This window comes from Acutalibacter sp. 1XD8-33 (assembly GCF_003612555.1).
GTDB lineage: Bacteria > Bacillota > Clostridia > Oscillospirales > Acutalibacteraceae > Acutalibacter.
On sequence record NZ_RAZF01000050.1, the window covers coordinates 1 to 12,365 of the forward strand.

A 12,365-nucleotide genomic window follows, 5' to 3' on the forward strand; every position below is an offset into this window, starting at 1 on the left:
GATTTCAACCCTCTTAAATTTTAGATTCTCATAGGGCGGCTTTCCGCCCCTGAGTGGAAGTTAACTATATAATAACCTTTGAGCGTGAAAAATGCAAGCCCTTTTTTCAACTTTTTTGCGCCTTTACATAATTTTTTTCGCGGTGGGGCAAACTAAGAAATTTGGCGTTATTATGGGGTTTCTGGGCTATTTTCTTGTCAATTTTGCCCCTTTTTCTGGGAATTCACCCATATTTCTCCTTGGTATTCCCTGCCATATTTGGGCGGTTTCGCCAAGGAATCCGTGCTTTTTCGGGCCTTTCACGCCTGCTCTTCCCTCCTTTCTCCGCAAAATTTTCTCTCTTTTCCTCTTCGATCCGGCGCAAATCCGGCCTGCTTTTTAGGCCCTGTCCAGTTATTATAACATAAATAGCGCCCCAGCGCAATCGCCGAGACGCTATTTTTCAGGATTCCTTTGATTCTCCCCGTACTTTGAGAGGGCCTTGCCCAGCTGAGAAACCGCGTCCCCGCTGATCTCCTCTCCATGCTCCTGGCAGAATGCGTAAAAGACCGGGCTGGCCCCCAGGCATTCCCCATATCGGCAGACAGCCTGGGCCAGCCGCCTGCGCTCCAGCAACCCCGACGAGACTTGCAGGATATATTTCCCCCGCCATAGACACAGCGCCGAAGGTGTTTTGGGTTGTATACGGTAGATCTCCGCCACCGCCCCGCACAGGGCTGTTGCTCCGTCAAAACAGAACACCAGCGGCTGGGGCGGCGTTTTTAATCGCATAGACAGCCCCCCTCTACACAGTTTACCCCATACTATGTAAAGCGCTCTGCCTTGGTGCTTTCCCCTGTAAAGGGGAAGGCTTGACTCGCGCGGCAGCGCGGATCGAGCTTGCTTGGGCACCCCCGGAGGTACAGGTCCGGGCGCTTGGTTCTCTATTCCCTCAAACAAAAATGCGAGGTAAAAGTTTTTGAAGGTTTCAGGGAACTTTTTTCAAAAAGTTCCCTGAGCCCTTAGAGGGCCAGGCAGCGCATTTCCAGGCGGGGGTCCTCCGCCCGGAACACGGACGTGCCCGCCACTAGAATATCGGCACCCGCCGCTTTGCAGAGAGGGGCTGTCTCAAGGTTCACCCCGCCGTCTATTTCCACCAGGATTCCGGGAAACCGGGCCTTCAGCTGAAAAATCTTCTCCAGAGGCTCCGGGATCATCTTCTGCCCGCCGAAGCCCGGCTCCACTGTCATGATAGTTGCCTGGGCCAGCTCCGCCCCCCAGCTACCGATCGCGGAAACCGGCGTCTTAGGGCCCAGAGCCACGCCAGGCTTGGCGCCGCTGGCCCGGATGGCCTCGATCAGGGCTTCCGGCGGATCCTGGCACTCCACATGGAAGGTGATAATATCCGCTCCGGCCTCCCGAAAGATTTTGATGTAGGGCAGGGGCCTTTCCAGCATCAGGTGTACGTCGAAAACCAACTCCGTCTTTTTCCGCAGCGCCGCCACAACTGCGGGCCCTATGCTCAGATTTGGCACAAAATGCCCATCCATGATGTCCACATGGAGCATGTCCGCTTCTTCAATCTTCGCGACCTCCCGGCCCAGATCGGAAAAATCCGCAGCCAAAAGTGATGGTGCAATCGCTACCATGGTTCCCCCTCCTCCAAATTCCCAATATCCTCTATTTGGGGGAAAGACATGTGAGCCTCCCCCAAATATCCGTCTTTCCTATTATATATACTTTTTGAGAGTAATACTGTGTGGCCTCCGCCACATGCGGCTCCAGCAAGGCCGTGAAGCTCTGCCTCACACTCCGCCAGCTTAAGGCCAGCTGGACCGGCCAAAGCAGTCCAGGGTAAAATGTTTCGTAGACTTCGCAAAGCGAAGTCTTACCTTTCTTAAAGGTGGCGGGGTTTTTAGGGGGCGACAATCGCCGACCGAGCCGGCTGGCGAGAGTCGGAGCCCCTGAACCGCCGGAGGCCAAAGCACACTCTCAAAACCTATAATATGCGATGATCCTACCCGGCGAGCATCTGGGCCGCCACGGTCATCACAGGAATAGTGAGCACCGAGAGCACTGTGGAAACCGCCACCAGCTTGGAAGCCAGTTCCGAGTCCCGCTTATACTGCACCGCAAAGAGCACGGTGTTCGCCGCCACCGGCGTAGCCGCCTGGATTACCGTGGTGGTGAGAAGCGCTTTCTCTGGCCGCAGGAAGAGCAGCACCAGCAGGTAAAGGGCAGGAGCTGCAATCAGCCGAAGGAAAGACGCCTTATATACGCTCATATCCGAAGCAAAAGAGTGCAGGTCCGCCTTGGCAATGTAAGTGCCCACCACCAGCATGGCCAAGGGGGTGTTCAGATCAGCCAGGTAGCCCAGGGGCTCGGCAATCAGGGCAGGCAGCTGGAGCTTGAAGAAATAGATGGGCAGGCCGAAAGCCAGTCCCACAATTCCGGGATTCAGCAGCAGGGTTTTCAGGTTTAGCCTTTCCCCGCCGCTCATCATGCTATACCCATATGTCCAGCAGAGGACGTTGAACACCACCACTCCGAAGGAGGCGTAAATCACTCCCGTGTCCCCCACAATCCCCTGCACAAGGGGAATCCCCATAAAGCCGGTATTGCTAAAGGTGACCGCAAACCGCAACACCTTTTTCCGCTCCTGCGGGTCCTTACGAAAGGCCAACAGGCCCAGGGCCAAGGCAATCCCCATCCACAAGACAGGTAGAGCCAGGGCAATCAGCAGCTGGCTGGGCTTCAGGGAATCCGCCGCCCCTAAAAAGGAATCCACAATGACACAGGGCGTGACCACTTTGATCAGCAGCGAGGTGATCTCCGACGCCCCCCTGTCGGTAAGCATCCCTCTTTTGGTGATCCCATATCCCACCAGAATCAGAATGAGGATCACCGCTACCTTGGCGACAACCGCCAGAATTGCTTCCATTTGACTTGCTTCCCTCCCACAGCTTGGGCAGTTTTAAAATCTCGACTCTTTGCCGTCTTCGTTCTTTTTCACGTCCCGGCCCTTTTTCCGGTACTCTTTTACAAAAGCCCCAGCCAGAATTGCCAGCGCCCCGCCGGTAATGCATTTCAGGGCAATTCCCCAGCCACCCGTAAACAGATCTGTTTCCGGCAGCAGGGCGTCCGCCAGCCACCAGCCACCCAGCAGCAGGAAAAATCCCCCGGCCAGCAGGAAAATTTTATTCTCCTTGGACATGGAGAATATCAAAATCAGCCCCACGGCAAACCACATGATGGCATAAAAATACTGCATCGCTTTTTCCTCCTCCATATCGGTAACGCAGCTCACAAAGGCATCGGTTTCTTTCATAGTTAACGCAGTTCAAAATAGGTAGAATACCTCTTTTGAACCAGGCGGCATAGCCGCCCAGCTTGAAAATCGCATTTACCGATTTTCAAGTGCGTTTACTATAAACCACGGATAAACCCGTATTCTCTAATATGGCTTTATTATAGCCGTTCCCGCAAACAAATACAAGCCCGGCCGGAGGAAATCGGCCATCTAACCAAAATAGATACGGAACCAAAGCCCCGTATCTATCCAATGGATGTTTTTTATGGCAGGAGGAACAGCACCATTTCCCTGCGGCCGATGATGCTGCACTCCTCTAGGGTGTCGTAGCATAGATCGGCAATGATGTCCCCGTCCAGGCAAGCCCCTCCAGTGTCTCCTGCCACGCCGTAGCCATATACGATCTGGCCATCCGGAGAGGCCACATACATCCGGGTGCCGTAGGGGATGATCTTGGGATCCACAGCAATCACGCCCCGGACCGCCTCCAGGCCCACAGATGTGGTCCCCCCCGGAATGCAGTATGCGGTACAAGTGCCGGTCATGGCCTTGGTATACGTTACGGTTTCTCCCCAGGCATCGGTGAAGGTGCCTCCCTGAGCGTTTACGGAAAGGGCTGGGCGGCTGCCCGTATCGCTGGCGCCGGAAGAGCTTTCGCCTCCCTGATAGCCGCTACCATCGTCCTCAAATTCCAGCTGGGGCGCAGTGGTGGTGTAGCCCGTTCCCCGCATAATAACTTCCTTAATCGGTTCTGCCGTCACCTTCTCAGAGAGGAGTTCCCGACTTTCCAGCCGGCCGTCCACATAGACCGCCCGGTAAGCGCTCTCTTTGCTGCCCTTCAGGCCGGCGGTCAGGCGCTTTGTCTCTCCCTCCGGCAAGTCCCGGGTGGATATATATTTGGTTTCGTAATCGATCTCTTCTTTTTCCTTTTCCTCCTCCACCTTCACCCGCTGAAGGATAATACGCATTCCGTCTTTCAGCTCTTCATCCCAGGGAACGTTCAGCCGGTCCTCCTTGCCCACAGAGATCCCGCATTTTTCCAGGGCCGAGGCCACCGTAGCGGCGGCCACTTGATAAACTTTGGTTTTTCCGTCCGCCGTGATCCTCACCCGCAGCGCCTGGGAAACCACAATTTCCATGCCATCCTCCAAAGGTGTCTCCAGGTCAAAATTACAACCGTCCCCTTCGCCTAGCTTCACCTGGGCCTCGTTCAGGGCACTCTCCACAGTACCCCCGAAAAGTTCCAGCTCCTTTGTCTCTCCACTGGCGGCAACGCTAACCCGGCAAAGGCGTTTAATCTCTACAGTCAAAGAGGCCGAGATCACCAGATCACGGCTGGGGGTCACTTGGTCCTCCGCTTTCAGGCCCAGGCCGTTATCCTGAAGGGCTTCTTCTACCGTTTCCCCCTTGTGGGCGAGAAATTTCTCTCTCTGGCCGCCCTCCAGGACATAGAGGTCTACTCCCCGCCGGACGGTAACTGTGTCCGAATTCTCCACACGCTCTGTCTCGTCCTCCGGTTCAATGGGCTCCATCCCCTGCTTCCAGGCTTGGGCCAGCATCTGCTCCGTCTGGCCCCGGTCCACCCGGTAAGTTTTGTCGCCGTCGATCACCAGGGCGGAGGCGGACCCGGTGGCCGCGCTGACAGCCGCCGCGCAGATCAGCCCCGACGTGACGCACACCGCCAAGACGATCGCCAGGATCAGCCTCTTTCTTCTGTTTCTGATTTGCCTGCTTCGCATTTTCAGCTCCTTTTCAGAACTTGGGGCGGCGCCCAGCTCTCCGCCAATTCCATGCTCATCTGTATGTATTTTTCATCATAGGTTTTGAGCGTATGTTTGGGCCTCTGGCAGTTGGGGAGTTCTTCTCGCCTGCCGGTTCGGTCGGCGCTTGACGGTCCCTGACCCCCTGACCGGCTGTAACCTTGGCGTTGCCAAGTTTCGATCGACTAGACCGGTCAAAACTAACCAGGGAAAAAGTTTCGCCCGCCTTTTCAAAGGCGGCAGGGTGTGGGACAGCGTCCCACGACCTTGTCGGAGCCGCCAACTTATGGCGGCAGAGGCCACATAGTATTACTCTAGAAAAGTATACTTTCTGCAAGAAAGTATACCACACCGCCCGGTGGTTTGTAAAGCCTGTTGCCAGATATAGGCGGGAGGCCCTCCCTCCTGCCTAAATCGCGCGCGGATGGCGCGCGGACCCTGTTGCCAAAAGCAAAGCCCCGGAGCGGAGCACCCCGAGGCTGGATATACATATAAAAAATTTAGCGCTTGGAGAACTGGGGAGCGCGGCGGGCAGCCTTCAGGCCGTACTTCTTGCGTTCCTTCATTCTGGGGTCGCGGGTGAGGAACCCAGCCTTTTTCAAAACGGCGCGCAGGTTCTCGTTGTCATACTGCAGCAGAGCTCGGGCAACGCCGTGGCGGATGGCGCCAGCCTGGCCGGTTACGCCGCCGCCGGAAACCCGGCACACAATGTCGAATTTCTCATCAGTATTGGTCAAAGCCAAGGGCTGGCGGACAATATACTTCAGGGTGTCCAGGCCAAAATAGTCATCAATATCCCGGTCGTTGATGGTTACTTTGCCGGTGCCCTGGTACAGGCGGACCCGGGCTACAGAGCTCTTTCTTCTGCCGGTGCCATAGAAATAAGGCGCAGTCTCATACATAGTTTCACATCCTCCTTACATATTCCATGCTTCTGGCTTCTGGGCGGCATGCTTATGTTCGCTGCCGGCATAGAGCCGTAGGCGGGACATAGCGCCTCGTCCCAGGGAATTGGACGGGATCATTCCCTTGACGGCCAGCTGCATGGCCAACTCCGGTTTGGTGCGCATCAAAGCGTCATAGCGGGTCGCCTTGAGATGACCGATATAGCCGGTATGGCGGTAATAGTACTTTTTCTCGGCCTTGCCGCCGGTAAGCACCGCGTCCTTGCAGTTTACGATGATAACATGGTCCCCACAGTCCACATGGGGCGCAAAGGTGACCTTGTGCTTGCCGCGAAGCAGCACCGCCGCCTGAGCCGCCACCCGGCCCAGGGGCTTGCCGGCGGCGTCAATGACGTACCATTTCCGCTCAATCTCGCCGGCCTTGGGCATAGTAGTTGACATAGCTTAAACCTCCAAACTTTCACTGCCGTTCTTTTACACCAACTGATGATACCACAAGTTTTCCGGGCTGTCAACCTCTTTCAATAATTTCTTAAACTTTGCATGTCAATACTCGCTTTTCCTCGCCTATTCTCAAATTTCCTTCCGCATTCTCGTTTTCATTTTTCGTTTTGGTAATATGGCCCCACTAGAGCCGTCCAGGCGGATGGAGATAGCTTCGAGATCCCGTGTGTCGCGTTATAGCGTAAAATAAAAAAAGACAATCTCCGAAGAGATTGTCTTTTGTGTTGGCGAACACCTATCTTTCCGGGCCGTTGCCAGCCAAGTATTTTCGGCACGAACGAGCTTAACTTCCGTGTTCGGGATGGGAACGGGTGGACCCTCGCCGTAATTAACACCAACTCTTTGCCATCGGTTTTCCCGACTGCTTAGATATAATACCACAGCCTTTGGAAAAATGCAAGCCTTTTTTGAAATTTTTTCGATTCTTTTTTAAAACTACCAGATATGGAGCTTTTTCCTTTCTACTACAATAGATCCAGATTTCCAAGTCCGGATTTTACAGATTCCATTCGGCAGTGGGCCAATCCGGTCACCCCTGCTCAATGGCCACACCCGTTGGAGGAGGCGGGAAAGAATCGTCAGTCCTTATGGCTCGTTTCCCGCCGCACATACTGGCCCACCCTGGGGTGAGGAAATTTGATCGCCACTTCGCTTTTCTCAAGAAAATGAAAAAAGACAACCCCCAGAGAGATTGTCTTTTGTGTTGGCGGAAACCTATCTTTCCGGGCCGTTGCCAGCCAAGTATTTTCGGCACGAACGAGCTTAACTTCCGTGTTCGGGATGGGAACGGGTGGACCCTCGCCGTAATCAGCACCAACTCTTTACTATCGGTTTTCCCGACTGCTTGAATATAATACCACAGCCTTTGGAAAAATGCAAGCCCTTTTTGAAATTTTTTTCGAAATCTTCTCTTTTCACCTCATATTGAGTTTCTTATCACATCTCTATACAATATGTTCTCCTTCAATGACTTTATGATAAAGAATATTTGCGCAATCAAGAATTGTCTTGACTTGCTTGCCCGAATGTCTTAAACTAGGCATATGGGTTCACTTATCCCCAGCGGTTTCCCTTGGGAAATCCCAATTACTTCATAAAGGAGGCTCTTCCTGTGAAAAAAGGTAAATTCGGCATTATTTTGTGCTTCTATCCTATTGCGGCTTTTGCCGCTGTTATCCTGAACTCTCCGCTGATCTGTGCCGCGCTGGCCGCCCTTGCGATCTTTGCGGAACAGGACGAATGGGCAGGCAGGCAGTCTCTCCAAGCCTGGATGCTTTCCGCCGCGCTTTTCTTCTTTGACCGCTTTACAGGCTGGGGGAGCTCTATTCTCCCCATTCCTTTCCTCTCCACGGCGTTGTCTTTTATTTCCTCCGCCTTATTCGTCATCCTTTATGTAGCCGCCATCACGGCCAGCGTTTTGGGAATTCTCCGAGTTTCTCGGGATGGCGAGGCCAATATCCCTCTATTCTCCTCTCTGGCCTATCGTATCTATGGGAAGGCCAGGCCCAAGCCCGTACAGCAGTCCGCGCCATATGGCATTCCTTATGAATATCCCTCTCAACCACCGCAGCCCCAGCCTCCTCAGCAGTATCCGCCTCAATATGTTCCGCCTCAGCAGTACGCTCCCCCTGTAAACGTCCCACCCCAGCAGAACAACGGCTCCAATGGGCCAAATCCTTTCTAAAAACTCCTATTTCTGCAAACTTGCGGGCCGTTCTGGAATCTCTTCGGAACCGGCCCCGTTTATTATAGTTTACGTGGCTCAAAAAACGCAAAATCGCCTGTAGCGCAAAGTGGTGAATTTCGATTTGCAAGTGCGTTTACTATCTTTCCGGCTTTTGAGAGGAGGCTTCTCATGGATACAAAATTTACTTATCGGACGAAAGGCGGTCCATTGCGCCGTCCTCCCCGGCGGCGGCGCACTCCATGGATTATCTGGGTGCTCCTGGCTTTGGCTCTAATTGTCGCCGTCGTCTTTGTAATTGTAAAGCTAACATCTCGGGAAGCTGAAGAAGAGGGGGCCCCAGAACCGTCTCCTCCGGCTTCCCTGGAGAGCCCGGACCCTGCTGCGGTTCCTCCCTCGGATCCCACAGCAGAACCCACTGCCTCCCCTGCGGCGCCTTCTCAAATAACTCCCGACTCCGCACCTGAAGATAAGGGCTCTTATATGACGGTTGGCGGTTCGGCCTATGAATATTATCAATTTGATTTGGAAACAACAAACAGCTATATAACTGCTGTTTCAGAGGCGGGAACCGCTTTGAATGGAATTGCCTCCCTGTATCATCTTGTGGTTCCCACTGGCATGGATATTGAACTGCCTGACAGCTATCTTGTTCAAAACAATGTGAACAGCAGCGACCAGCGCAAAGCCATTGATCGATATATCTATCCCTCGGTGAATGCCATGAATGCCTCTGTCAAGACGATCCCTCTGTTCGACGCTCTTCTTCAGCACTGTAATGAATATGTCTACTTCCGTACTGACCGCACCTGGACCCAGCTGGGCGCTTATTACGCCTATAGGGAGTTCTGTCAGGCCAAGGGCTTTCAGCCGGTCAGTCTGGACCAGCTGGAAAAGAAGAGCTATGAGGGTTTCCTGGGCGGGTTTTCAGAAGGAGAAGAGGATTACAGCCTGATTTCCGACACGGTGGACGCTTATCTGCCCGGAGGGACTACCAGCCTTAGCTTTACAGACAGCAATGGAGAGTCCTTTGAGGGCTGGAATGTGATTTCCGATGGCGAGGGGTATTCCAATTCGCTGCTTTATCTGATTTTTGCGGCTGGGGACCAGCCATATAAAGTACTGGAAAACAGCGACCTTACCGATAACTCCGCCTGTCTGGTGGTGCAGGATTCCTTTGGGAATTTTTTCATCCCTTTTCTCACTCAGCATTATCAGCACGTCTATGTAGTTGACTACCAGCTCTATTCGGGAAGTGTTCCCCAGCTCGCCCAGGAAAAAGGGGCGTCCGATGTGATAATTCTAAACAGTATCATTTCCACCAGCAGCGCAAGCGGTGTAGAGTCCCTTAAAGGCTTATTTTAAGTACATACGTCAATAGGACGGGGAGAAAAAATGAAGAATTACACGCAAGTCTATGTAAAAAACAGTTTGGAAGCAGCAGAATTCTATTGCGACGCCTTTGGCGCGGAGATCACCTTCCAGATCAAGGACCCGGAAGGCGCCGCCTATGAGCATTGCGAACTGTCGGTAGGCGGGGAGGGCTTTTTGGCCCTCTCTGAAGCGGCAAACCCCTGCGATGTGGCTCTGGTCCACAAATTGAAATGGGAGACCATGACCTTCAACGTGTTCGAGATGGGGACTAAGGAGGCGGTTTCCCATGCCTTTGAGGTCCTCAGCCAGGGGGGCGTGGTGCTGCATCCTCTTGAGGCACTGCCCTGGAACGAATATAACGCAACAGTGATCGACAAATACGGCGTCTGCTGGTGGATCGCCATTTAGGATGATTCCGCTGCTTTCTGAAAGGAGTATGCTTTTTAAGACCTAGGAGGCTCTGGGTCTCGCCTGGTCTCGTCTGCCGACTCGGCCGGCGACGGGAAACCGCCACTGGCGATTGTCGCCCTCCAAACCACCGCAAGGGGCCTAGACGCCTGAGACTTGGCTTCGCCAAGTCTTGGACCGCGAATGTCACTCCTCATTTTGTTCGTCGTGAAGGTTTTATGTGTTTTGACGAGCTAACCTAACCACCGTAAAAGTTTCGTCGTCTCACCTGTCGGTTCGGTCGGGTCGGTCTCCACCGGAGACCAGCGCCCTTTTCAAAGGTTGCAGGGGCTTGGGGGTGAGCGTTCTGCCGGATACTTGGCAAATCCAAGTATTGCAGACCAAGCTGCGAACCGACCGAGCCGGTAGGCGAGACCGGCGTCCCCAAGGTCCTGACCTTAACACCTGAGAAGCGCAATTTTTCGGGTGGTGAATAATAGGTTAACGCTCGCTGTGCTCGGTTAACTATACAAGAGGGGTGCGGAGAGTTCATCTCGTATAACGAGACGAAACTCTTTTGCAACTGAATAAAAGGCACCCCTAGTCCCGGAGGGTGCCAGCTCTGTGCGTAGGATCCCAGCCAATTCGCCCGCCCGGCGCGGCGCCCTGCAATCAGCCAGCAGGCGCAGCCACGCGCCCATAAAAACAAACTCTCGGAAAGAATAGCAAAAGGACAGCGTAACCGCTGTCCTTTTGCTTGCCGTCATTTCTTCCGCGCGACTGCCAAAAAATGGGGACTGAAACCCAGGATGGAGGGCTCCTCTTCCGTCAGGCGGAGGATCTCCAGCAGCCGCTCCCGGGCCGGGAGATCCTCCCATTTTTCATTCAGCCCCGGCGTGAACCAGACGCAGCCCTCAATGGCCAGGAGCTTTTCCACCTGGAATCCGGCCTCCGCCAGCTCCCCAACCAGCCCCTCCGGGGTGTGGAAATAGGCCTGGGCGATGAAATTGGGATACTTCGCCGGGCGGTGGTGCTCCCCCTTCACCAGTTCCCCCCGCAGCATGTCCATATAGACCTCGTCGTCCAAAAAATCGTTTCCTGCCCGATAGGTAGACAGGGCCCAAGTGGTAGAGCTAAACTTGGAAATCCCCGCAGCTAAAAGCAATCCGCCAGGAGAGAGCACCCGGCAGGTCTCCCCAAGCGCCTGCATTCGGCTCTCCTTTTCCAGCAGGTGGTAGAGGGGGCCCATCAAAAGCACCACATCGCAGGAGGCATCCGCAGCCGGAAGCTCCCTGGCGTCCGCCGCATAGACCGGAAACGAATGAGCGCAATGTTCTTTCGCGTATTCTACTGCGGAGGGCGCCAGCTTAAACATGGTTACATCACAGCCCATACCCACCAGCCAGTCAGAATAGTATCCTACGCCGCCGCCCACATCATAAACAGTCATGCCGGGCCGCACATAGCGGGAGAGAAGCTCATTGGTCCGGGTGGCCTCCACAATCCCCAAGCCCTGCTCCAAACGCCCCACCTCCGCGCCGTTTTCGTAAAAATCCCTCACAACGTTGACTTCTTCCATGATATGATCTCCTTATGTTTGAACAATCTCAGTACCGACAACGGCGAAGCCGTTCCGACTATAAAGTCTCATGGCGGCTTGGTTCCAGTCCGCCACATGCACTCTAATAGGGGTGACACCCTGCCGCTGCATACGGGCCACTGCAAACCGCAGCAGCCCCTGACCATAGCCTTTCCGCTGATACCCCCTGACCACGATCAGGTCGTCGATTTCGTTGCCATATATGGCCACAGAACCCACTAGGACCCCGTCGACCTCCAGAATAAAAATATTGTCCGCCTTTTCCAACAGGGCGGACCTTTCATCGCAGCAGTTGACCGGATGCAATCCCAGGGCCTGTCGCATTTCAAAAAAGCAATCATTATATGTAACAGAGTAGGCCGGATAATCAACGGCCCGGTAGTTCCGAAGGTTCCATTCAGATAAGGGCAGAGCCAGGCCCTTATATTCCATCGTGTGGGCAATTATCATCTTCGTTTGCACCAGCTTCCAAAAGTTAAAGGCTTTCCCGGCAGTTCCGTCTGACCTCAGCAAATCGACAGCCAGTATTCTTTGCAGTCTGTTTGTCCTCTTCCTCATCTTCAAGCAGCATCAACTAGTCAACAGAACTGTGAATCGGAAGAAAACTTCAATGCATCCAAAAATCGGCGGCCGGCTCGCCCATATCGAAAACAAGCAGCACAGGACTACCTCTGTATTTTGGATATGTAAAAAACAGCCCATCCGTTTGGATGGACTGTAACAATATCCTCGTCCTCTCAACAATTAGCAATTCCCTGAAAACTGAATAAAGCGTAGAAAGCAAAGGAAGAAATCGAAAAGGGAGGGAACAAAATGGTCAAGCCCTCGGCCTATTAGTACTGCCAAGCTGAACATGTTACCA

At 53.7% G+C, this 12,365-nt stretch carries 12 protein-coding genes and 2 rRNA genes; 3 read left to right on the top strand and 11 right to left on the bottom strand.

Features of this window, described 5'->3' with window-relative positions:
* Positions 1 to 435: 435 nt before the first annotated feature.
* The 9 genes from D7X94_RS16985 to rrf (D7X94_RS17030) all read right to left on the bottom strand — a co-directional run bounded on the left by D7X94_RS16985 (position 436) and on the right by rrf (D7X94_RS17030) (position 7,276).
* Positions 436 to 771 (bottom strand): hypothetical protein, encoded by a 336-nt coding sequence (locus D7X94_RS16985; RefSeq protein WP_120428950.1) that lies wholly within the window; start codon positions 769 to 771, stop codon positions 436 to 438.
* A gap of 230 nt (positions 772 to 1,001) precedes the next feature.
* Complete coding sequence (gene rpe, locus D7X94_RS16990) at positions 1,002 to 1,628, bottom strand: ribulose-phosphate 3-epimerase (protein WP_120428952.1); 627 nt, start codon at positions 1,626 to 1,628, stop codon at positions 1,002 to 1,004.
* 368 nt (positions 1,629 to 1,996) lie between these two features.
* Positions 1,997 to 2,920, bottom strand: coding sequence for an AEC family transporter (locus tag D7X94_RS17000; RefSeq protein ID WP_120428956.1), 924 nt, complete (start codon positions 2,918 to 2,920; stop codon positions 1,997 to 1,999).
* Between the two features lie 33 nt (positions 2,921 to 2,953).
* On the bottom strand, positions 2,954 to 3,250 hold the full coding sequence (locus D7X94_RS17005; protein ID WP_147401769.1) for a hypothetical protein: 297 nt from the start codon (positions 3,248 to 3,250) through the stop codon (positions 2,954 to 2,956).
* A 302-nt stretch (positions 3,251 to 3,552) separates the two neighbouring features.
* Positions 3,553 to 5,028 carry a ubiquitin-like domain-containing protein gene (locus D7X94_RS17010; protein ID WP_120428959.1) on the bottom strand — a complete coding sequence of 492 codons (1,476 nt, stop codon included), beginning with the start codon at positions 5,026 to 5,028 and terminating at the stop codon, positions 3,553 to 3,555.
* A 521-nt stretch (positions 5,029 to 5,549) separates the two neighbouring features.
* The gene (gene rpsI / locus D7X94_RS17015; RefSeq protein WP_120428961.1) at positions 5,550 to 5,951 is read right to left on the bottom strand and encodes a 30S ribosomal protein S9; all 402 of its coding nucleotides are present in this window, start codon (positions 5,949 to 5,951) and stop codon (positions 5,550 to 5,552) included.
* A 15-nt stretch (positions 5,952 to 5,966) separates the two neighbouring features.
* Positions 5,967 to 6,395, bottom strand: coding sequence for a 50S ribosomal protein L13 (rplM, locus tag D7X94_RS17020; protein ID WP_120428962.1), 429 nt, complete (start codon positions 6,393 to 6,395; stop codon positions 5,967 to 5,969).
* A gap of 285 nt (positions 6,396 to 6,680) precedes the next feature.
* Positions 6,681 to 6,797, bottom strand: a 5S ribosomal RNA gene (gene rrf, locus D7X94_RS17025).
* Positions 6,798 to 7,159: 362 nt separating this feature from the next.
* Positions 7,160 to 7,276: ribosomal RNA gene (gene rrf / locus D7X94_RS17030) — 5S ribosomal RNA — on the bottom strand.
* Positions 7,277 to 7,569: 293 nt separating this feature from the next.
* On the opposite strand from rrf (D7X94_RS17030), the gene D7X94_RS17035 reads away from it, so the two are divergent.
* The 3 genes from D7X94_RS17035 to D7X94_RS17045 all read left to right on the top strand — a co-directional run bounded on the left by D7X94_RS17035 (position 7,570) and on the right by D7X94_RS17045 (position 9,924).
* Complete coding sequence (locus tag D7X94_RS17035) at positions 7,570 to 8,142, top strand: hypothetical protein (protein ID WP_120428964.1); 573 nt, start codon at positions 7,570 to 7,572, stop codon at positions 8,140 to 8,142.
* 171 nt (positions 8,143 to 8,313) lie between these two features.
* The gene (locus D7X94_RS17040) at positions 8,314 to 9,507 is read left to right on the top strand and encodes a DHHW family protein (protein WP_120428966.1); all 1,194 of its coding nucleotides are present in this window, start codon (positions 8,314 to 8,316) and stop codon (positions 9,505 to 9,507) included.
* A gap of 30 nt (positions 9,508 to 9,537) precedes the next feature.
* Positions 9,538 to 9,924, top strand: coding sequence for a VOC family protein (locus D7X94_RS17045; RefSeq protein WP_120428968.1), 387 nt, complete (start codon positions 9,538 to 9,540; stop codon positions 9,922 to 9,924).
* A gap of 742 nt (positions 9,925 to 10,666) precedes the next feature.
* Here D7X94_RS17045 and D7X94_RS17050 read toward each other — a convergent pair.
* Both D7X94_RS17050 and D7X94_RS17055 read right to left on the bottom strand, forming a co-directional pair.
* A complete protein-coding gene (locus D7X94_RS17050; RefSeq protein ID WP_120428970.1) occupies positions 10,667 to 11,482 on the bottom strand; it encodes a class I SAM-dependent methyltransferase in 816 nt (271 codons plus the stop codon).
* 12 nt (positions 11,483 to 11,494) lie between these two features.
* Complete coding sequence (locus tag D7X94_RS17055) at positions 11,495 to 11,953, bottom strand: GNAT family N-acetyltransferase (protein WP_120428972.1); 459 nt, start codon at positions 11,951 to 11,953, stop codon at positions 11,495 to 11,497.
* Between the last annotated feature and the right edge of the window lie 412 nt (positions 11,954 to 12,365).

Coding starts and splice junctions, on each gene's coding strand:
- rpe (WP_120428952.1), bottom strand. CDS start 1,628: ATGGTAGCGATTGCACCATCACTTTTGGCTGCGGATTTTTCCGATCTG.
- D7X94_RS17000 (WP_120428956.1), bottom strand. CDS start 2,920: ATGGAAGCAATTCTGGCGGTTGTCGCCAAGGTAGCGGTGATCCTCATT.
- D7X94_RS16985 (WP_120428950.1), bottom strand. CDS start 771: ATGCGATTAAAAACGCCGCCCCAGCCGCTGGTGTTCTGTTTTGACGGA.
- D7X94_RS17055 (WP_120428972.1), bottom strand. CDS start 11,953: ATGATAATTGCCCACACGATGGAATATAAGGGCCTGGCTCTGCCCTTA.
- D7X94_RS17040 (WP_120428966.1), top strand. CDS start 8,314: ATGGATACAAAATTTACTTATCGGACGAAAGGCGGTCCATTGCGCCGT.
- rpsI (WP_120428961.1), bottom strand. CDS start 5,951: ATGTATGAGACTGCGCCTTATTTCTATGGCACCGGCAGAAGAAAGAGC.
- D7X94_RS17005 (WP_147401769.1), bottom strand. CDS start 3,250: ATGCAGTATTTTTATGCCATCATGTGGTTTGCCGTGGGGCTGATTTTG.
- D7X94_RS17045 (WP_120428968.1), top strand. CDS start 9,538: ATGAAGAATTACACGCAAGTCTATGTAAAAAACAGTTTGGAAGCAGCA.
- D7X94_RS17050 (WP_120428970.1), bottom strand. CDS start 11,482: ATGGAAGAAGTCAACGTTGTGAGGGATTTTTACGAAAACGGCGCGGAG.
- rplM (WP_120428962.1), bottom strand. CDS start 6,395: ATGTCAACTACTATGCCCAAGGCCGGCGAGATTGAGCGGAAATGGTAC.
- D7X94_RS17010 (WP_120428959.1), bottom strand. CDS start 5,028: ATGCGAAGCAGGCAAATCAGAAACAGAAGAAAGAGGCTGATCCTGGCG.